The 20,945-nt window shown below is 62.8% G+C and carries 14 protein-coding genes; 7 read left to right on the top strand and 7 right to left on the bottom strand.

Annotated elements, in window-relative coordinates:
• Nucleotides 1-99: 99 nt before the first annotated feature.
• Together OPV09_RS00405 and OPV09_RS00410 are read right to left on the bottom strand one after the other, a co-directional pair.
• Nucleotides 100-2,259, bottom strand: a complete 2,160-nt coding sequence (locus OPV09_RS00405) for a M3 family metallopeptidase (protein ID WP_338680133.1) — start codon at nt 2,257-2,259, stop codon at nt 100-102.
• A 154-nt stretch (nt 2,260-2,413) separates the two neighbouring features.
• Nucleotides 2,414-2,632, bottom strand: a complete 219-nt coding sequence (locus OPV09_RS00410) for a SlyX family protein (RefSeq protein ID WP_034753936.1) — start codon at nt 2,630-2,632, stop codon at nt 2,414-2,416.
• Between the two features lie 160 nt (nt 2,633-2,792).
• Here OPV09_RS00410 and OPV09_RS00415 point away from each other — a divergent pair, with 160 nt between their 5' ends.
• On the top strand, nt 2,793-3,185 hold the full coding sequence (locus OPV09_RS00415) for a type II toxin-antitoxin system RelE/ParE family toxin (RefSeq protein ID WP_338680134.1): 393 nt from the start codon (nt 2,793-2,795) through the stop codon (nt 3,183-3,185).
• Nucleotides 3,182-3,538 carry an addiction module antidote protein gene (locus OPV09_RS00420; RefSeq protein WP_051991466.1) on the top strand — a complete coding sequence of 119 codons (357 nt, stop codon included), beginning with the start codon at nt 3,182-3,184 and terminating at the stop codon, nt 3,536-3,538. Before OPV09_RS00415 ends, OPV09_RS00420 begins: the two co-directional genes overlap by 4 nt.
• Before the next feature lie 7 nt (nt 3,539-3,545).
• On the opposite strand, the gene OPV09_RS00425 is transcribed toward OPV09_RS00420, so the two are convergent.
• Nucleotides 3,546-5,606 (bottom strand): UvrD-helicase domain-containing protein, encoded by a 2,061-nt coding sequence (locus OPV09_RS00425; RefSeq protein WP_051991465.1) that lies wholly within the window; start codon nt 5,604-5,606, stop codon nt 3,546-3,548.
• Nucleotides 5,607-5,815: 209 nt separating this feature from the next.
• Here OPV09_RS00425 and OPV09_RS00430 point away from each other — a divergent pair, with 209 nt between their 5' ends.
• Nucleotides 5,816-6,301, top strand: a complete 486-nt coding sequence (locus tag OPV09_RS00430; RefSeq protein ID WP_046683204.1) for an SRPBCC family protein — start codon at nt 5,816-5,818, stop codon at nt 6,299-6,301.
• A gap of 1 nt (nt 6,302) precedes the next feature.
• Here OPV09_RS00430 and OPV09_RS00435 read toward each other — a convergent pair whose 3' ends face one another.
• Together OPV09_RS00435 and OPV09_RS00440 are read right to left on the bottom strand one after the other, a co-directional pair.
• Nucleotides 6,303-7,424: an HD-GYP domain-containing protein gene (locus OPV09_RS00435; protein WP_338680135.1), complete on the bottom strand. Its 1,122-nt coding sequence runs from the start codon at nt 7,422-7,424 to the stop codon at nt 6,303-6,305.
• Between the two features lie 166 nt (nt 7,425-7,590).
• Nucleotides 7,591-9,039, bottom strand: a complete 1,449-nt coding sequence (locus OPV09_RS00440; RefSeq protein ID WP_338680136.1) for a dihydrolipoyl dehydrogenase — start codon at nt 9,037-9,039, stop codon at nt 7,591-7,593.
• Nucleotides 9,040-9,167: 128 nt separating this feature from the next.
• Between OPV09_RS00440 and OPV09_RS00445 the strand changes: the two genes are divergently transcribed.
• Complete coding sequence (locus tag OPV09_RS00445) at nt 9,168-10,058, top strand: ArgP/LysG family DNA-binding transcriptional regulator (protein WP_338680137.1); 891 nt, start codon at nt 9,168-9,170, stop codon at nt 10,056-10,058.
• Here the strand turns inward: OPV09_RS00445 and OPV09_RS00450 are convergent, their stop codons facing one another.
• Both OPV09_RS00450 and hemE read right to left on the bottom strand, forming a co-directional pair.
• Nucleotides 10,059-12,116: a primosomal protein N' gene (locus OPV09_RS00450; protein ID WP_338680138.1), complete on the bottom strand. Its 2,058-nt coding sequence runs from the start codon at nt 12,114-12,116 to the stop codon at nt 10,059-10,061.
• Between the two features lie 842 nt (nt 12,117-12,958).
• Nucleotides 12,959-14,044 (bottom strand): uroporphyrinogen decarboxylase, encoded by a 1,086-nt coding sequence (gene hemE, locus OPV09_RS00455; protein WP_034753867.1) that lies wholly within the window; start codon nt 14,042-14,044, stop codon nt 12,959-12,961.
• 198 nt (nt 14,045-14,242) lie between these two features.
• Here hemE and OPV09_RS00460 point away from each other — a divergent pair, with 198 nt between their 5' ends.
• From OPV09_RS00460 to OPV09_RS00470, 3 genes are all read left to right on the top strand, one after another.
• The gene (locus tag OPV09_RS00460; protein ID WP_338680139.1) at nt 14,243-16,186 is read left to right on the top strand and encodes a S9 family peptidase; all 1,944 of its coding nucleotides are present in this window, start codon (nt 14,243-14,245) and stop codon (nt 16,184-16,186) included.
• Nucleotides 16,183-20,352 carry a DEAD/DEAH box helicase gene (locus OPV09_RS00465; protein WP_338680140.1) on the top strand — a complete coding sequence of 1,390 codons (4,170 nt, stop codon included), beginning with the start codon at nt 16,183-16,185 and terminating at the stop codon, nt 20,350-20,352. Before OPV09_RS00460 ends, OPV09_RS00465 begins: the two co-directional genes overlap by 4 nt.
• A 69-nt stretch (nt 20,353-20,421) precedes the next feature.
• Complete coding sequence (locus OPV09_RS00470; RefSeq protein ID WP_338680141.1) at nt 20,422-20,910, top strand: hypothetical protein; 489 nt, start codon at nt 20,422-20,424, stop codon at nt 20,908-20,910.
• The last annotated feature ends 35 nt before the right edge of the window (nt 20,911-20,945 follow it).

The raw sequence follows: 20,945 nt of genomic DNA on the forward strand, positions 1-20,945 counted from the left end.
ACCACGGTTTGTGTGGTGATTCGCCAAATAAAAATGGCCACCCATTACATGGCGGCCACTGATGTTCATCACCGGCCAGGCCGGTGACGGGTACGAGGATTACTTGCCGTTCAAGCCACGGCGTTGCAGCAGCGGCTCGATCTTCGCATCGCGGCCGCGGAAGTTGCGGTAGATGTCGAGCGCGTCGGCGCTGCCGCCGCGCGACAGCAGTTTATTGCGGAACCAGTCGCCGTTCTTGCGCGTCAGGCCGCCGTTTTCCTTGAACCACTCGACCGTGTCGGCGTCGAGCTTTTCCGACCACAGATACGCGTAGTAGCCGGCCGAGTAACCGCCCGCGAACGCGTGCGAGAAATACGTGGTGCGGTAGCGCGGCGGCGCCGGGGCGAAATCGACGCCCGCATCCGTCAAGGCGGCCTTTTCAAAGGCCAGCACGTCGGTCGGGATCTGTGCCGGGGTCAGCTGGTGCCAGCGCTGGTCCAGCAGGGCCGACGCCAGGTATTCCGTGGTTTTATAGCCCTGGTTGAAATTGTCGGCCGCCGTCACTTTCGCCAGCAGCTCGGCAGGAATCGCCGCGCCCGTCTGATAGTGCTTGGCATAGTTTTGCAGCACTTCCGGCCACAGCGCCCACATTTCATTGACTTGCGACGGGTATTCGACGAAGTCGCGCGGCACGCTGGTGCCGGCAAAGCGCGGGTATGTTACGTTCGAAAACATGCCATGCAGCGCATGGCCGAATTCGTGGAACATGGTGTTGACTTCGTCAAACGTCATCAGGGTCGGCTGGCCCGCTTCCGGCTTCGGAATGTTCAGGTTATTCGCGATCACCGGCTTACGGCCCAGCAAGGTCGACTGGCCCACGTAGGCATTCGCCCAAGCGCCGCCGCGCTTGTTGCTGCGCGCGTAAGGGTCAAGCGTAAAGATGGCCAGCTGCGTACCGTCTTCATTGAAGACGTCGTAGACCAGCATGTCGGACGTGTAGACGGGCAAGTCGGTGCGCTGCTTGAACGTGAGACCGTACAACTTACCGGCGGCAAAGAACACGCCCTTGGTCAGCACGCTGTGCATTTCAAAGTACGGTTTCAACTGCGTCTCGTCGAAGTTGTAGCGTTCGGCGCGCACCTTGTCGCTATAGAAGGCCCAGTCGGCGGCACCCACCTTGAAGCCGCCTTTTCCTGCATCGATGACCTTCTGGATATCGTCCGCTTCACGGCGCGCATTGACGACGGCCGGCTTCGCCAGCTCGCCCAGCAGGGCGTTCACGGCGGTCGTGTCGTGCGCCGTCTGGTCTTCCAGCGAATACGCCGCGTAGTTAGGGTAGCCCATCAGCGCGGCACGTTCGGCGCGCAGTTTCGCCAGTTCCAGCACTTCCTGGGTATTGTCGAACTCGCCGCCACGGCTGCCGCGCGCTTGCGAGGCGGCCATGATGCGTTCGCGCAAGGCACGGTTGGTCAGCAGCGACAGCGGCGCCTGGCCCGTCGTGTTGACGAGGGCGATCACGTATTTGCCGTCCAGGCCGCGCTTCTTGGCCAGGCCGGCAGCCACTTCGATGGCGGCCGGCGACAGGCCGTCCAGTTCCTCGCGCGTGTCGACGACGACGGCCGACGCGTTCAATTCCTTCAGCACGTTCTGCGCGAACTTGGTCGACAGGGCAGCGAGCTGGCCGTTGTAGGCGCGCAGCTTTTCCTTGTCAGCCACCGACAGCTTGGCGCCGGCGCGCACAAAGTCCGTGTGATAGCGCTCGAGCAAGCGTTTCGATTCGGCATCGAGGCCCAGCTTGTCGCGCTTGGCGTACAGGGTATCGATGCGCTTGAACAATTTGTCATTGAGCATGATCGCGTCGCTGTGGGCCGCCATTTTCGGCGCCAGTTCGCGTTCCAGGCCCTGGATCGTGTCATTCGTATTCGAGCCGGACATTACGGAAAACACGGTACGCACACGGCTCAGCAACTGGCCCGAGCGCTCCATGGCCACGATGGTGTTGTCGAACGTGGCAGGTTTCTTGTTGTTCGCAATCGCACTGATTTCCGCCAGGTTGGCGGCCATGCCTGCCGTAAAGGCGGGCGCGTAGTCGGCGTCCTGCACCTTGTCGAACGGCGGATAGTTGAATGGCAGGCTGCTCGCTTGCGCAAACGGGTTCGAGGCAGGCAAGGCTACCGCCGCGGTAGCGGTGGTGGTTGGCACCGCGGTGGCGGCAAAAACGGCGGCGGCTGGCGCCAGCATCAGGCTGGCGGCGATGACGAGCATTGTTGGACGGGTCATGTCTTCTTTCAAGAAACGCAAGAGAGCCGCGATTGTGTCGCGGGCCAGCCTGAAATAATAACAGCCTGAAACACTTGCGTCACCAGCAACTACCGATGGTAGCGCGCCCGCCAGTGATGAACGGTTTTCACGTGTCCCGCGTCACGATGCCGATTTAGTAATGCGGCGGACGCTCGTTGACCAGCCCGCCATTTGCCTGCTGCGCGCCGTCGCGCACGTGTTCGCCCAGCTTGTGCAGCATCGCCTCGAGCTGGTCGATGCGCTTGCCCTGCTGGTACACCATCTGGTTCAGCGATTCGACCAGGTCTTCCTGCTGCGCCAGCTTGATTTCGATATCGACGAAACGTACTTCCATCTGTTCTGCATTGTCCATGGTGCTCACGATCATTTCTCACTGAAAGCGGCATTCTACCGCCGTCGCGGCGTGAGCCAGGACAAACAAGCGGCATTCTTCCTGTAGCGGTGCCGATTTCTGCCTATTCTCTCCGTATGGCTGAATCAAACCGCTTGACGAATGAGAACAAACGATTACAATGGATGCACCGACGCCACCCGAACCACTGCTGATCGACACGCGCAAGACGGCTGAATACCGCCGCTGGGAAGAGTGTCTGCACGACGTGGCGGCCGCCGCCATCGATGCGCGCATCAAGCATTTTCAGCACGGTAAAAAGGGCGACTGGCGGCCTGTGGGCGAAGGCGTGTGCGAGCTGCGTTTTTTACAGACAGGACCGGGCTGGCGCGTGTATTTTCACGAGACCAACCTGGGCACCCTGATCTTGCTGCTGCTCGGTGGCGACAAGTCGAGCCAGCGGCGCGACATCAAGCACGCGCAAGCGATACTGCAAACATTGAAGGCCCAACAGGCGGCCATCCGGAAACAAAAAGCGGTGGCCAGCCCATCGACAGGAGCACGAAAAAAATGAACGACCATACTGACGCTGACGGCTTTGACCTCGACGACCTGGACGCATTAGGCCTGAGCAAATTTGATCCCACGCAACACCTGACCAGCAAGGAAGCCGTGGCTGCCTACATGAGCGAAATCGTCGCCACCGGCAACGCCGAACTATTCCAGTCCGCCATGAACGACGTGGTGCGCGCCTACGGTATGGGCAAGGTGGCGGCCAGGGCCGACATCACGCGTGAAGGCGCGTATAAAGCCTTGCGCGAAGGCAGCAAGCCGCGCTTTGAAACCATTTTAAAGATGCTCGATGCGCTGGGCATGCAGCTGGCCATCGTGCCGAAAACCACGCCAGACGGCGCCGTGGAAGCGTGAACGCCGCTTAGCCCTTCGGCGCGGCCAGCAAGGCCTTCATGCGCGCCAATCTCTCCTTGGGCGAAATCACTTCCGCCTCCGTCGGCACGGCGTCGCCCACGTCGAGTTCCATTTCCTTGATGAAGCGCGACGGGTCGCAATGGACTTGCTCGCCGGCACGCTTGCGCTTCTTGCACCACGTGATGTGCAAGGTGCGCTGGGCCCGCGTGATGCCCACGTACATCAGCCGCCGCTCTTCCTGGATGCGCGCGGCGATGGTTTCGGCCGGCGCGTCAGGGTCGCCCTTGTGCGGCAAGATGCCCTCTTCCACACCCACCAGAAACACGTGCGGAAACTCGAGACCTTTCGACGCGTGCAGGGTCGACATGCGCACGGCGTCCTGCTCCTCGTCCTTGCCCTCGAGCATGGTCATCAGGGCCACCATCTGCGTCAATTCCAGCACGTTCTTTTCTTCGCCGTCGCGGTCCTTGCCGCCCCGGCCCCGTTCCTTGAGCCAGTTGACGAATTCCAGCACGTTCTGCCACTTGCTTTGCGCTTGGCGTTCCTCGAAAGCATCGTACAGATACGATTCGTAGTGGATTTCCTTCATCATGTCGTCCAGCACTTCGGCCGCGTTGTCGCCGCTGCCGGCCGCGCCGGGACGGCTGGCGCGCGATTCGAGGTCGTTGATGAAGTTGCAGAAGTCGCGCAGCGGCCCCAGCTGGCGGTCTGTCAGCTTGGCCTCGATGCCGCCTTTAAAAACGGCCTGGAACAGCGAGCACTGCCACTGCCCCGAAAACGCGCCCAGCACCTCCAGCGTCGATTGCCCCACGCCACGGCGCGGCGTCGTCACGGCGCGGATGAAAGCCGGATCGTCGTCCTCGTTGGCCAGCAAACGCAGATAGCTGATGATGTCCTTGATCTCGGCCTTGTCGAAGAAACTCTGGCCGCCCGAAATCGTGTACGGGATGCGTTCCTTGCGCAAACACTGCTCGATGATGCGCGCCTGGTGATTGCCGCGGTACAAAATCGCGTAGTCGGAAAATTTGTTCTTCCGCTCAAAATGGTCGGCCGAGATCATGATGGCGACCTGCTCCGCCTCCTGCTCGTCCGTCTGCATGCCCAGCACCTTGATCGGCTCACCCAGGCCGTGCTCGGACCACAGCGACTTTTCAAACAGTTTCGGGTTATTGCCGATGACGGCATTGGCCGCGTTGAGCACGCGCATGGTGGAACGGTAATTCTGCTCCAGTTTGATCACGCGCAGATCGGGGAAATCCGTTTCCAGCGTCTTCAGGTTTTCCACGGTGGCGCCGCGCCAGGCATAAATCGCCTGGTCGTCGTCGCCCACGGCCGTAAACATCGGCTTCTTGCCGATGCCCGTCACCATCAGTTTCACCAGTTCGTACTGGCAGGTGTTCGTATCCTGGTATTCATCGACGAGCAGATAGCGCAGGCGGCGCTGCCACTTGTCGCGCACGGGGCCGTTGTTGCGGAACAGTTCCACCGGTAAACGGATCAGATCGTCGAAATCGACGGCCTGGTAGGCGGACAAGGTCGCTACATAGCTGCGGTAGATGCGCGCCGCGTTGGCTTCGTCTTCATCCTTGGCTTGCGCCAGCGCCATGTCCGGATCGATCAGGCCATTTTTCCACAGGGACATGGCATTCTGGATGCCGCGAATGACCTGTTTATCGGTGGTAATGGCGAGGTCTTGCACGAGAGAAAAACAATCGTCGCTATCCATGATGGAAAAGCGGTCCTTCAAGCCCACGCCATTGGCTTCCTGACGCAGGATTTTCACACCCAGCGAGTGGAAAGTTGACACCGTCAACTGCTTGGCCTGGCGCGGCTGTTTTAATAACTTGGCGATACGTTCCTGCATTTCCAGCGCCGCCTTGTTGGTGAAGGTCAACGCGGCGATGGTGCGCGGGTCATAGCCCCGGTCTTCGATCAGGTGGGCGATCTTTTGCGTGATCACGCGCGTCTTGCCCGAACCGGCGCCCGCCAGCACGAGGCAAGGGCCGTCGAGGTAGGTAACCGCTTCGCTTTGGGGCGCATTCAGACCGAACTGTGGTGCTTTGGACATCAGGGTATTTCCGCAGGGAACAGCAGCCCATTGTAACAGCGTCGCGTGGGCTATTTGCATGGCGGACCCTGCCTGAAAAACAGGCATAGTCATTGATATATCGCCATATGCCGCCATCTTGGCCGATTCAATGCGTGCGGCGATGCCACGCCTGGAGTACCATTCCGCCTATATCGCCCGTGCGCGCCCACTTACCGAATGGCAGTCCCATGAAATTTGAACACCTGATTGAAATCAACGATCCCTTGAACCCGCTGATCGACACCTTGACACTGGAACAGGTCTGGCGCGGCCTCGTCTTGCGCGCCGAGTCGCCCAAGCTGTTCGTGCCGCACCTCGACGAGTGCCAGATCAGCGAGCGCAGCGATGCCGGTTTCGCGCGCAGCCTGCGCTATGGCGAGCTGGTCATCAACGACAAGGTGGTGCTGATACCGCAACTGCAGGTGCGCTACGAAGTGCCGGCGCAACAGGATATCAGCGCGTCCTCGCTGGTGATGACCATCGAAATGCCCGATGAAGCGAGCATGTGGGTACGCTTCCAGTACGACGACGGCCACGACGCGGCCACCGACGCGGCCAACGCCCTGTACGACGACTTCCGCCGCTCGGCCTACAAGGAGTCCGATATCGACACGGTGCGCATCATGCGCGAACTGGCGCTCGAGGGACGGCTCGATGCAGGCTTGCTGAACTAAATCAAACCCGCGCGCTGCGGCCCCACAACTGATCGGGGCGAAACTGGAGTCCCGCCTGCTCGGCGCTCAGCACTTCGCGAATCGCATGCAAGTCCACGCGCGTATCGCGCCGCAGCGGCACGTCCAGGCGTGCGCCACGCGGGCCGACCAGCGACTGCACGTGCGGCGTGGTCGCATTCAAGCCCTTGCGCGTGACGACGCCGATTTCCCCATTGAGCAATTTGACGAAGGTGCCGACCGGATAAATGCCCAGCTCGCGCACCAGCAGCGAGGCCAGCGGCGCATCAAGGGTGGCCTTGTCGGCCATCAGCATTTCGCGCAGGGCCACGTTCGGCAGCAAAGGCTGGCGGTAGCTGCGCTTCGATACGCGCGCGCAATAGCGGTCGGCCAGCATGATCAGGCGCGCGCCGATCCCGATCGCCTCGCCTTGCGTGCCCAGCGGATAGCCGCTGCCATCGATATTTTCATGGTGCTGCAGCACGGCCTGCAGCCAGACGGCATCCGTCACGCCAGCCGCGCGCAGCAAGTCGACACCGGCTTGCGGATGGGCGCGCAAATAGGCGCGTTCCTGCGCGTCCAGCGGCCCCGCCTTGTGCTGGAAATGGGCGTGGCGTTCCAGCATGCCCACATTCATGCTCAGCGCGGCCAGCACCACGCTGCGGATCACGCCGTCATCGAGTTTCAGGGCGCGCGCCAGCAAGGCCGTGATGACGGCCGTGTCGACGCTGTGGCGCACGGCAAAGTCGCCCGCGCCCTGGTTGTGCAGGATGCAGGCCAGCGCCACGTCGGCGTCCAGAACAACAGCCTCTTCCACTAGCTGCGCCAGCGCCGCGAGGGATAAATGGCTGTCCTCCTGCCCGGCGGCAATGGCCGGCAAGACGAGGGCCAGGCCAGCCGTGACGAGGTTGAGCATGCGCAGGGCCGACGGTGCTTCCGTGGCCGTGCGCGGCACGTCGGCGCTGGTATCGGCGATGACGCCGCGCGCCAGCAACAATGCGATCTGGTTCTCGCTGCTGATGACATGGCCCAGCCTGGCCAGCAAGCCGCCCGTCTCGCTGTGCACGTCCCAAGGCAGGGCCACGCCCAGTGCGAGTTCTCCCGCATAAATGCGCCGAATTTTCACATCGTCTCCGTGTCATCGCCAGCCGCTCCCCTTTTTACCATTGCGGCATGGGCGGCATATACCAATTGAAATGTTTTTTGCTTTTAATCAATATTTCAATGTGGAAGCGATGATCGCGCAATCATGTGAGCTTGTCTACAAAATTATGTAAATCATAAAGTTGCACTCAAGGTCCGGGAGTGCAATCGGCGCAGCCGGGCGCGTGTTCCGGGTCTTTTTCCAGGTGCAGCGCCAGTTCACGCAAGGCCGTGCGCACGCCTTCCTCGATGACGGGGTGATAGAACGGCATCTCGAGCATGACCGGCACCGTCAGCTGGGCCTGGCAAGCCCAGGCCAACAGATGACCCAGGTGTTCCGCCCTTGGGCCGATCAGCTCGGCGCCGAGAAAGCGCTTGCTGCCGAATTCCGCATACACGCGCAGCAAGCCCTGGTTTTGCAGCATCACGCGACTGCGGCCCTGGTTGCCGAACGACACGGCGCCGACGGCAAAGCGGCCCGCGTGGCTCACGCACAATTGCTGGTACGTGGCACCCAAGGTGGCGATCTGCGGTTCCGTGAAGGCGATCGTCAACGGCGTGCGGCGCAAGCCCGGCTTCACATTGGGAAAGTGCGCCGCGTTGTCGCCCGCGATGCGGCCCTCGTCGGCCGCTTCGGGCAGCAACGGTAGTTCGTTGTCGGCGTCGCCAGCGATGAAGATGGCGCTCTTACCGCACTGCATGGTGTGCCGGTCATGCAGGGGAATGCCGTGACGGTCGAGCTCGATTTGCGCCGTTTCCAGGCCGATCTTGTCCACGTTCGGCGCGCGGCCGATGGCGGCCAGCACATACTCGAACTGCTCGGTTTTTTCCACGCCGGCGTCATCGCGACTGGTCAGCAGTATGCCGCTGCCGTCCGGCGTTTTTGCCATATGCGCGACCTTGGTCATGAAACGGATATCGAGTTCGCGCGCCAGCACGGCGTCCGCCTCGCGCAACACCAGCGGGTCCGTCAGCTGCGCGACTTTATTGCCACGCGCGAACAAGGTCACGCGCACGCCCAAGCGTGCCAACGCCTGGCCCAGTTCCAGGCCGATGACGCCGCTGCCGACCACGGCCACCGAGCTGGGCAAATCCGTCCACTCGAACACGGCGTCGCTGGTGATGACACGCTCGCCCGCCGCCTGCCACTCGGGCGGCACGATGGGCGTGGAACCGGTGGCGATCACCACACTGGCGGCCTCGACGATCGTATGATCATCCACCTGCAGCTTGCCTGGGCCGATGAAGCGCGCATGGCCGCGCAGTTTTTCTTCCTCGGGAATCGCATTGACGCCGTCGAGCACGAAGCCGACAAAGCGGTCGCGTTCGCTACGCACCCTGGCCATCACTTGCCGGCCATCGATGCGCACGGGACCCGGATGCACGCCGAAAGCGGGCGCGGCAGCCACGGCATGGGCCGCCTCAGCCGCCGCGATCAGGAGTTTGCTGGGCATGCAGCCCACCCTGGCGCAGGTCGTGCCGTACGGTCCGCTTTCTATCATCAGCACGCGCTTGTCCTGCATGCGCGCCGCCCTGTGCGCCGTCATGCCGGCCGTGCCGCTGCCGATCACGGCCACATCCACTTGTATCGTCTTCATGGTGCTATCCATCCACTGAGGTTGCTCACAGCGTTCGATACTACCCGTTTGCCGAAAATAAGGTTTTACTTTGCAGCAATATATGCATTAGTATAACTAATCATTTTTAAAATTTATAAGCTGAGCTAATGGGATCACTCGATTATCGCGCGCTGGCCGTGCTGGACGCCGTGGCCAGCCATGGCAGTTTCGACAAGGCCGCCCTGGCGCTGGGCATCACCCAGTCGGCCGTCTCGCAGCGGATCAAGGCGCTGGAAGACGCCAGCGGGCGATTGCTGATCATCCGTGGCCAGCCAGCCGTACCGACGGGCCTGGGCCAGCGCCTGATCGTGCATCACCGCAACGTCAAGCTGATGGAAGCGTCGCTCGACATCGACTTGGGCAACAGCGTCAGCATGCCGGAAATCGCCATCGCCATCGATGCCGACAGCCTGGCCACGTGGTTCCCCGACACCTTGTCCGCCCTGCTGGCGCCGCCGCGCTGCCAGCTCGACGTGCGCCTGGCCGACAGCGACAGCGCCTTGCAAATGGTGCGCGACGGCTCCGTGTTTGGCTGCGTGGCAGCCGAGTCCGGCACAGCGATCGACGCGGCGGCGGCCACCAGCGTCACGCCGCTGGGTACCTTGCGCTATGTCTGCGTGGCCACGCCCGTGTTTGCCGGGCACTGGTTCGGCGATGGTTTTATTGCCGAGGCGGTGCAACTGGCACCGGCCGTCGTAGGCCAGCACAGCTTGCTGGCGCGTTTCCTCGCTGAACAATTGAGCATGCGTGAACCATTCCCCCACCACACCTTGCCGGTGGAAGCGGCGCGCCGCGGCTGCGTCCAGGATGGCCTGGCCTACGGCCTGATGCCGCAGCGCCTGGCCGCGCCAGCGCTGGCGGCGGGCCGTCTCGTGGACCTGATGCCGGGCAGCACCCTGGACGTGGCACTGAGCTGGCATGCCTGGACCCTGGACACGCCGTTTACCAAGCTGCTGTCGGAACAGATCGTCAAGTCGGCCCGCAACTACCTGCAGTAATCAAATATCGAGCGGGTCCACTTCCAGCGACCATTTCACGCGCGTTTTCATGGCGCGCAGCTCGGCTAACCATTCCTTCAAGAACGCCTGCAGCGCGGGCCGCGAGGCGGACTCGAGCAGCAGCTGGGCGCGGTCCACGTTGTAGACGCGCGTCATGCTCATGGGAATCGGGTCATTGATGGTCACCTGCGGGTGTTCCATGCACTCTTTCGCCGCCTGCAGGAATTCGATGGCCGTGGCCAGCTCGGGCGCCTCGGCGCGCAGCAGGGCCTGGAACAGATACGGCGGCAGCGCCGCCTGCGCCCGCTCTTCCAGCAAGGTCGTGGCGAAATGGTCGTAATCGTGGTTGACGACGGCGTCGTACAGCGGATGGCGCGCATAGCGCGTCTGGATCAGCACTTCACTGACGCTGCCCCCTTCCGTCTGCGCGGCCCGCCCGGCCCGGCCCGCCACCTGCATCAATTGCGCGAACAGCCGTTCGCTGGCCCGGTAATCCTGCGAAAACAGGGCCGTGTCCGGATTCAAAATGCCGACCAGGGTCAGCTTTTTGAAATCGTGGCCCTTGGCCACCATCTGCGTGCCGATCAGAATATCGACTTCGCCCCGGTGCACGGTGTCGAACGCTTCCTGCGCGCTGCCTTTCTTGCGCGTGGAATCGGCGTCGATGCGCAAAATCCGCGCCTCGGGAAACAATTGCTGCAAGCCCTCTTCCACCCTTTGCGTACCGCGGCCCAGCGGCTGCAAGTCGACGTTGCCGCACGTGGGGCAATGGCGGGGGATGCGCAACTCCAGGCTGCAATGGTGGCAGCGCAAGCGATGTTCGGGCTTGTGCAGCACCATGAACGAGGTGCAGCGCGTGCAATTGCTGATCCAGCCGCACGATTCGCAGCAGATGACGGGCGAATAGCCTCGCCGGTTCAGGAACAGCAGCGACTGCTCCCCGCGCTCCATGCGCAGTTTTAGTGCGGCTACCAGATGCGAAGTCAGGCCATCTTTCGGCTTGTCGCGCTCCATGTCCAGAATCTTGACGCGTGGCAACACCGCATTCCTGACGGCCCGCTCGCGCAATTCCAGCTTGCGGTAGCGCCCCGTCTGTGCGTGGTGCCAGCTTTCCAGCGAGGGCGTGGCCGAACCGAGCACGATGGGAATCTGCAATTGCCAGGCGCGCCACACGGCCAGGTCGCGCGCCGAATAGCGCAAGCCTTCCTGCTGCTTGTAGGAAGGATCGTGTTCCTCGTCGATGACGATGAGCTTGAGCTTCGGCAACGACGCCAGGATGGCCAGCCGCGTGCCAAGCACGATGCGCGCCTGGCCTTGGTGGGCGGCCAACCAGTGCAGCATGCGCTCGCCCTCGGACAGGCTGCTGTGCAAGGTAGCCAGCATGACGCCGGGAAAGCGCGCACGGATATTGCCTTCCAGCTGGGGCGTGAGGTTAATTTCCGGCACCAGAATCAGGATTTGCGCATCGTCCTCGCGCGCCAGCACCTGGGCGCAGGCTTGCAGATACACTTCCGTCTTGCCGCTGCCCGTCACGCCGTACAGCAGGGTCGGCTTAAAACCCTGGGCGCCGCCGATGGCGTCTGCCGCTTCCTGCTGGGCGGGATTCAGGGCCGGCATGTTCAGCGGCGTGCCGTCGTGTGCGTCGGCCAACTTGCCCAGCTTCTTGATGGCGCGGTCCAGCGCCACGGTGGTGAGCACGCGCAAATTCTTCGGCAAACCGGGCAGCGCCACTTCGCCCAGCGGGCGCTGGTAGTAGTCGGCGGCAAAGGCGGCCAGCGCCAGCCACTGTTCCGACAGCGGCGCCAGCTGGCTGCGCACGGCCAGCACGTCCTTCAATTTCGCGGCGGGCACGTCGGTGCTGTCGGACACGCCGACGATCAACCCCATCACTTCGCGCCGGCCGAACGGCACCAGCGCCAGCTGCCCCACTTGCGGCAGCGGTGCGGCAGCGTCCGCACCGGCATCGGCCGCCGCGTTCCAGCGGTAGTCGAACAGGGCGTTCAAGGGCGTGTCGAGCGCGATTTTCAGGATGCACGACGTCAAAATGCACTGCGACATGGAAGGTGGGCCTATCTCAATAAAAAAGCGCGCCGCAGGGTCGGTGGCGCGCGGGATGTCCGGCATCAAGCCAGCGGGCCATGATACTTGTTTCGTCCATCAAACACCTAACGGCAGGCAGGACCGCGTGTCATCGTGCCTGAAGAAAATTCTGTGGATAACTTTGTGGACAAAGCAAAATTAACTTTCAGAAAAATGTGGACAGAAAATTTCGATCGCCGTCAAGAGCGGCACGCAAGAAAAATTACCCTTTTAAAATCAATGGCTTAAAAATTGATGCCCGGGAAGCCATAAATCCACAGGGCATTTCCGCCGCTGTGCATAACTGAACCATTTGTAATGTATTTATACAGAAATCAGCACCGTTTTGATGCATGCGATCCGCAAAAATACGGGAGGAATGAAGCAAAGTTGACAATTGCCGGGCAAGCGTTCGTTTTTAGCTGACGAGCGGCGAAACATTGTTCAATTATCATGCACTGCAACATGCACTTCAGGTGAAACCTGAACATCGGCGCTAAGTATCGGTTAACAAAATACTTTTCAATTTTATCCACAGAATCTGTTGATAACTTTGTGGACAATGAAGGAATAAGGCAAGCGAACGAAAGAATAACCTTATCAATAGCAACAAAGTCCGCCGAACAATGGATTTTTTATGTCTTAATAATCAAGCACTTGCAGAGCATCCCCGGGCATGGCTTTTACGGTGCCTCTTATTTCCGCAGCAAAAAAAATTGTGCATAAGTCGGTATTTCTTGCTAAGGCGCAGCAAAGAAAAAGGCAGGCTTCCGCTGGAAAGCCTGCCTTTTCTTGCCCCTGAACCAGGGGGAAGCGAATACTTACTGGCCGCTGCGCATGGCGCGGCTCATGCTGTGCACGGCTTCCACCATGGCTTCCACGGATTCCGGCGGCGTGAACTGGGAAATACCATGGCCCAGGTTGAATACGTGACCCGTGCCTGCCGATGGCGCGCCAAACGCGTTGAGCACTTTCGCCACTTCGGCGCGGATCTGCTCGGGGCTGGCGAACAGGATGGCCGGGTCGAGATTGCCCTGCAAGCCCACTTTATGGCCGACCAGCTGGCGCGCGCGCGTCAGGTTGACGGTCCAGTCCAGGCCCACGGCATCGGCGCCGATGTCGGCGATCTGCTCGATCCACTGGCCGCCGCCCTTGGTAAACACGATGGCGGGAATCTTGACGCCATCCTTGTCGCGTTTCAGCTGTGCCACCACTTGCTGCATGTAGGCCAGCGAGAATTCCTGGTAGGCGCCGTCGGCTAGCGCACCGCCCCACGAGTCGAAAATCATCACGGCTTGCGCGCCGGCATCGATTTGCGCATTCAGGTATTGCGCCACGGAAGTGGCGTTGATGGCCAGGATGTGATGCATCAGGTCCGGGCGGTTGTACAGCATCTTCTTGATGGTGTGGAATTCTTTCGAGCCGCCGCCTTCCACCATGTAGCACGCCAGGGTCCACGGGCTGCCGGAAAAACCGATCAGCGGCACGCGGCCATTGAGTTCCGTGCGGATTTGCGTGACGGCATTGAAAACGTAGTCGAGCGACTCCAGGTCCGGCACTTGCAGCGCCTTCACGTCCTGTTCCGTGCGCAGCGGACGCTCGAACTTCGGGCCTTCGCCATCGGCAAAGTACAGGCCCAGGCCCATGGCGTCAGGCACCGTCAGGATGTCGGAAAACAGGATCGCCGCGTCGAGCGGGAAGCGCTCGAGGGGCTGCAAGGTCACTTCGGTCGCGTAATCGGGATTCTTTGCCAGACCCAGGAAGGAGCCGGCCCGCTCGCGCGTGGCGCGGTATTCGGGCAGGTAGCGGCCCGCCTGGCGCATCAGCCAGACAGGGGTGTGCTCAGTTGGCTGGCGCAGCAGGGCGCGCAGGAAAGTATCATTCTGGAGCGGAGCAAATTGTGGCATGGCAGGCAATCGAGCTTGGAGAAGCGGTATTATCGCATCCAATCGCTGCCATTTCATTGATTCCGGTGCCGCTTTGCAGCATTTGCCACGCACAGCGATGACTTTCGTTGTGCCTGCCCTTCCATTATGATGATGCACGCCGCCGCGCGCCCTGACCCTGCCTGGCGGCCCTTGATCCCCTCACTACACGGAGCCCGCATGACCTCGACCGCATCCAGCACCCCTTATGGCATTTGGCCATCGCCGATCAGCGCGGCCATCGTCGCCGCCGGCGCTTCGCCGCTGACGCAGCTGGCCCTGGGCGGTGCGGATGGGGCCGACGTGTTCTGGCTGGCCGGGCGCGCCAGCGAGGCGGGCCGCAATACCTTGCTGCGCCAGCGCGGTGCGCGTGTCGATGAACTGACGCCGGCGCCGTCCAATGTGCGCACCCGCGTGCATGAATACGGCGGCGGCGCGTATGCCGTGGCCGGCGATACCGTGTATTTCTCGCATTTTGCCGACAATTGCCTGTACCGCGTGAGCGGCGACGGCGCGCCCGAAGCGTTCACCACGGGCGGCAACACGCGCCACGCGGACTTCGTTGTCGATGCGGCCCGTTCCCGCCTGATCGCCGTGCGCGAACAGCACCCGGCGGAAGGCCATGCGCATCCGGAAAACAGCCTGGCGGCCGTCGGCTTCGACGGGCGTGAAACGGTGCTGGCACGGGGCCACGATTTCTATGCGGCGCCGCGTTTGTCGCCGGACGGCAGCCAGCTGGCCTGGATCAGCTGGGACCACCCGCGCCTGCCGTGGCAAGGCACGGAACTGTGGCTGGCCGACGTGCAGGCGGACGGCAGCCTCGGTTCGCCGCGCCTGATCGCCGGCGGCGCGCGCGAGTCGATTTGCCAGCCGGAATGGTCGCCGAACGGCTTGCTGCACTTCGTTTCCGACAGCAGCGGCTGGTGGAATCTGTACCGCCTGCATGGCGCCGACATCGAAGCGCTGTGCCCGATGGAAGCGGAATTTGCCACGCCGCACTGGACCTTCGGCGGCAGCATGTACGGTTTTCTTTCCGACGACGAGATCGTCTGCACATATATCCAGGCCGGCGTCAGCTACCTGGCGCAATTGAACGTGGCGGCGGCCAAGCTCGAGCCGATACCGCATCCCTACCAGGAAATCCGCGAACTGCGCGTGGGCCCCGGCTTCGTCGCGCTCTTGGGCGGCAGCCCGACCATCGCGCTGGAACTGGCGCGCATCGATTTGTCCAACCATGAGCTGGAAGTACTGGCGCAGTCGATCGCACAATTGCCCGCGCTCGAGTATTTGTCCGTGCCGCGCAGCTTGAGTTTTCCAAGCAGCAATGGCCGCACGGCTTACGCCTTCTTTTATGCGCCCACCAATGGCGACGTGCAGGCGCCGGCGGGAACGTTACCGCCCGTCATCGTCATCAGCCATGGCGGCCCCACCAGCATGGCCAGCAATACCTTGAAACTGGCGACGCAATACTGGACCAGCCGCGGCATCGGCGTGCTCGACGTCAACTATGGCGGCAGCAGCGGCTTCGGCCGCGAATACCGCGACGCGCTGCGCGGGCAATGGGGCATCGTCGACGTGGAAGACTGCATCGCCGGCGCGCGCTACCTGGCCGCCAACGGCCTGGCCGATCCGGAACGCCTGATCATCCGCGGCGGCAGCGCGGGCGGCCTGACGACCCTGTGCGCACTGACGTTCCACGACGTCTTCAAGGCCGGCGCCAGCTACTATGGCGTATCCGACCTGAAGGGCCTGGACGACGATTCGCACAAGTTCGAATCGCGCTACACCGATTACCTGATCGCTTCGCAGCCGCAAGCCGAGGCCCTGTACCGCGAGCGCTCGCCCATCCACCACACGGATAAACTGTCGCGCCCGATGATCTTCTTCCAGGGCCTCGACGACAAGGTCGTGCCGCCGCAGCAGTCGCAGCTGATGGTCGACGCCCTGCAGGCGCGCGGCGTGCCCGTCGCCTATGTGCCGCTCGAAGGCGAGGGGCACGGCTTCCGCAAGGCGGAAAACATCGTGCGCACGCTGGACGCGGAACTGTATTTCTACCAGCGCGTGTTCGGCCTGCCAGTGGCGGCCGGCGAACCGCCCGTCCACATCGCCAATTTGTCCGCATGACAGACCAGCTCTTGCTTGACGAATTTGCCGCCCTGGAGCAGCACGAGCAGATGATCCTGGCCCTGCTGGCCATCGCGGGCGAACCGGTGGGCAAGCATGCCGTGTATGAACACTTGCAGCGCGCCAATGTCGTCGAGCCGGATGGCACGCCGTTCGCCCTGCTCACCGTCACGAACATGCTGCAGCATTTGACGCGGCACGCGCTGGCGTCCGAAGTGGTGGGACGGGGCTTTGCCTGCGAAGCGAAATTGCGCTGGCCCGCCATGCGCGCCGCCATCGAGCACCTGGTGTTTCGCGACCTGTGCCAGGCCATCGAGCTGATCAACCCCGTGCGCCGCAACTGGGATGGCTATGTGGAATTGCGCAGCTACCGGCAAGGCGTGGCGCGTTTGCGCATCGCCCTGCTGCGCAACGACGAGGTGCGCCACGTGGCCGCCATCCTGGCCGCCTGCATGGCGTGCTACGAAGCGCAGCAGCTGCATCCGCTGATCGAGATTTTCGGCCGCCCGTTCGAGCCGGAAATGCTGTCTTTCGTCATGCCGCAATTGCAGGATGACATACTCGCCGTGCTGCTGGGCAACGCTCCGCGCGAGCCGGCCACGGCGCACGCCATCCGCACGTATGCGCGCGCCCACCATGCGCGCCAGGCGGCCGCCGGCGACCATATCGGCGCCGCCCTGCCGCTGGCCCTGGCCGAAGATGCCCTGCTGTGCGGCGAACTCGACGCGGCCGCCCGCTACCTGGCAGGCCAGCAGGGGCCGCAGGCGCTGTTTGTCGACAGCAGCATCGCCCTGTTGCGCGGCGAACATGCGCACGCCGTGGCCGGCTTTGAAACGGCCTTGAAAGGGCTGCGCAAGGAGGCGGGCAAGCGCAAGCTGTGCTTCACGGGCATCGGCGGCCACCTGTATGTGTTGGCCCTGCTGCGCGGCAACGATGCCAAGCTGCTGAAAAACGCGGAAAACTATCTCGATATCGCGCTGCACGCGCAGCCGAACCACGACAGCATCGTCTACCAGCAACTGAACACCTTGCGCCTGGTGCGCGCCGGCGTGCAGCAGGCGGAAAGCATTTCCACGCGCAGTTGGGAAACGGGACTGCAGCCGCAGCTGTTCCAGGCCTTGCTGTACTACTGGCTGGCGCTACCACAACTGGCCGAACGCAAGGACCAGCTGCGAGCCCTGGTGCAGCAAGCGGACGCCGCCGGCTACGATTTGATCGCCGCGCAGGCGGCCGGCTTGCTGGGCTTGATGGGCGAGCCGCAGCAGGAGCGCTATGCCACGGCCAAGCGGGCGCAACATGGATTGACGGACATGGCGCCGTGGTTCGAACGCCAGGAAGCGTGGCAGCGCCAGCTGAGCGCGCTCATCAACCTGCAGCAGAACGCGCCCGCCGAAGCGCTGGGCGGCGTGTCGCGGCTCGTATGGCTGGTGGCGTTCGATCCGCGCTTTGGTCTCACGGCAGTGGAAGTGCGCGAGCAGAAACGCGACGCGCGCGGCGGCTGGAGCAAGGGCCGCGCCATGGGCCTGAAACGCCTGGCCGAGGAAGCGGGCGACATCGATTTCCTCACGCCGCAAGACGCGCGCGCGGCCGGCAGCATCGCGCCGTTCAAACAATACTATTCATCGGCGCCGCGCTATGAAGTCGAGCTCGACAAGGCCGCCGTCCTGCTCGTCGGCCACCCGCTCGTCTTCTGGCTCGACAACCCCGACACGCGCGTGGAACTGATCGCCGGCGCGCCCGAACTGCTGATCAAGTCGCACGAGGGGCAACTGTGGCTGGGCATGCAGCCGCCGCTGCCCGACAGCGGCAGCAATGTCGTGGTACAGCGCGAGACGCCGACGCGCTTGCGCGTCGTGCACATCCTCGACGAGCACCGGCGCATCGGCGCCATCGTGGGCCTGGGCCTGTCCGTGCCCCTGCATGCGGAAAAACAGGTGATGCAGGCCATCGGCGCCATCTCGTCCATGGTCACCGTACAATCGGACATCGGCGGCGGCGCCGGCGACGCGGAAGCGATCACGGCCGACCACCGCCTGCATGTGCATTTGCTGCCCTACCAGCAGGGCCTGAAAATGCAGATTTTAGTCCGCCCACTGCTCGACAACGGCGCCTACTATGCGCCCGGCAGCGGCGCCGAAAGCGTGTTTGCCGATGTGGCAGGCCGGGCCGTGCAAGCGCGGCGCGACCTGAACGCGGAACGCGAAGCGCAGCGCCAGCTGATCGGGAAATGCCTGGTGCTGGAAGAGGCGGAAGAAGAGCATGGCGAATGGCTGCTGGGCCAGCCTGCCTTGGGCCTGCAATTGCTGGTCGAGCTGCAAGCGCTCGACCCGAATGGCATGGTATTGGCCTGGCCCGAGGGCGAAACCATGCGCGTGTCGAAACGCATCGACAGCGGCCAGATGCGCCTGAATATCAAGAGTGAAAAAGACTGGTTTGCCGCCAGCGGCGAAGTGCAGATCGATGAAGACAAGGTGATGGATTTGCGCGCCCTGCTCGACTTGATGCAGAACAATAAAAGCCGCTTCGTGGCCTTGGGCGACAACCAGTTCCTGGCCCTCAGCGACGAGCTGCACCGGCGACTGTCGGAACTGGCCGCGTATGGCGAGGCGCATGCCGACGGCGTGCACATCCACCCGCTGGCCGCCTTCGCGCTGGAAGAGCTGGCCAACGATGCGGGCGGCGTGAACGCCGACAAATTGTGGCGCGAACACTTGCTGCGCCTGCGCGCCCTTGACGACTATCAACCGCAACTGCCCAGCACACTGCAGGCGGACTTGCGCGACTACCAGCTGGCCGGTTACGAATGGCTGGCGCGCCTGGCGCACTGGGGCGTGGGCGCCTGCCTGGCCGACGACATGGGCCTCGGCAAGACGTTACAGGCGCTGGCCCTGATCCTGGCGCGCGCGCCGAACGGCCCCACCCTCGTCGTCGCCCCCACGTCCGTCTGCATGAACTGGATCAGCGAAGCGCAGCGCTTCGCGCCCACCTTGAACATCAAACTGTTCGGCAGCGGCGACCGCGCCGACATGCTCGATACATTGCAGCCGTTCGACGTGGTGGTGGCCAGCTATGGCTTGCTGCAGCAGGAAGCGGCCATGTTTGCCGGCGTGCACTGGCATACGATCGTGCTCGACGAAGCGCAGGCGATCAAGAATGGCGCGACCAAGCGCTCGCAAGCAGTGATGGCCCTGCAAGGCGACTTCCGCATGGTGGCCAGCGGCACGCCGCTGGAAAACCACCTGGGCGAATTGTGGAACCTGTTCCGCTTCATCAACCCCGGCTTGCTGGGCACCCTCGACCAGTTCAACCTGCGCTTCGCGGGGCCCATCGAGAAGGATCAGGACAAGCGGGCGGCGGCCGGCGCGCGCCTGCGCTTGCGCCGCCTGATCGCGCCGTTCATCCTGCGCCGGACAAAAACGCAAGTGCTGTCGGAATTGCCGTCGCGCACGGAAATCGTGCTGGAAGTGGAATTGTCGCCGCAGGAAACGGCGCTGTACGAATCGTTGCGCCGCGAAGCGCTGGAAAAGCTGGCCATGGTGGAAGGGCCGGCGTCCAAGAAAGCCATCCAGATCCTGGCCGAGATCATGAAGCTGCGCCGCGCCTGCTGCAATCCGCAGCTGGTGGCGCCCGAACTGGGCCTGGCCAGCAGCAAGCTGGCGGCGTTCGCCCAACTGCTGTCGGGCTTGCTGGAAAACCGCCACAAGGTGCTCGTCTTCAGCCAGTTCGTCGACCATTTGACCCTGATCCGCCAGCATCTGGAACAGCATGGCGTGCGCTACCAGTATCTCGACGGCAGTACGCCGATGCAGGAGCGCAAGCGCCGCGTCGACGCCTTCCAGGCGGGCGACGGCGATGTTTTCCTCATCAGTCTGAAGGCGGGCGGCATGGGCATCAATTTGACGGCGGCCGATTACGTGATCCACATGGATCCGTGGTGGAATCCGGCCGTGGAAGACCAGGCCTCGGACCGCGCTCACCGCATGGGGCAATTGCGCCCCGTCACCATCTACCGCCTGGTGGCGAAACATACGATCGAGGAAGGCATCGTCGAATTGCACCAGCACAAGCGCGACCTGGCCGACAGTCTGTTGGAAGGCAGCGATGCGGCCGCGCGCATGTCGGCCAATGACATGCTGGGCATGCTGCAGGAAGGGTTGAAGCGATGAGCTTGAAAAAATGAACGGCGCCGCCGCGTTCCATGCGATGATCCATTTTTCCTGTTGCTCTCCCACGCCATGACCGACTATATCGCCACCAGCGCCGGCCAGCGCGCCACCTTTTTGTGCGGCAAATCCTGGACCGCCTACGTCAGCACCTTCCTCATTGCCGTGCTGCTGTTTTTTGCCGCCCTGCCGCTGGCCTTCAAGTACAACACGCGCGCCGCCTTCATCGTGCTGGTCGGTTCGGCCCTGATCGTCGGCTACCGCCTGCTGACGATACGCAGCTATCAGCTGTACTACGATGAGGAGGGCGTGTGGCTGGCGTCCGGTATCTTGCCGTGGAAAAAGAAACTGACGGGCGTCAAATGGCGCGACATGGATGAAGCCGTCTATGAAACGAACTTCTGGAGCTGGCTGTTCCAGTCCTACACGGTGCGCGTCAGCCAGCGCTACACGCAGGAAACAGAAATCCACGCCACCGGCATGGCGCGCGGCAAGGATGCTGTGGCGGCCATCAATGCGCGCCACCAGGAGCTGCTGCACGGCAGCGCCATCGTCGTCTAGCGCCGCAGGGGCAATTAGTGCTAATCTTTGGGCCG

This window comes from Janthinobacterium sp. TB1-E2 (genome assembly GCF_036885605.1).
GTDB classification, from domain to species: Bacteria; Pseudomonadota; Gammaproteobacteria; order Burkholderiales; family Burkholderiaceae_D; genus Janthinobacterium; species Janthinobacterium aestuarii.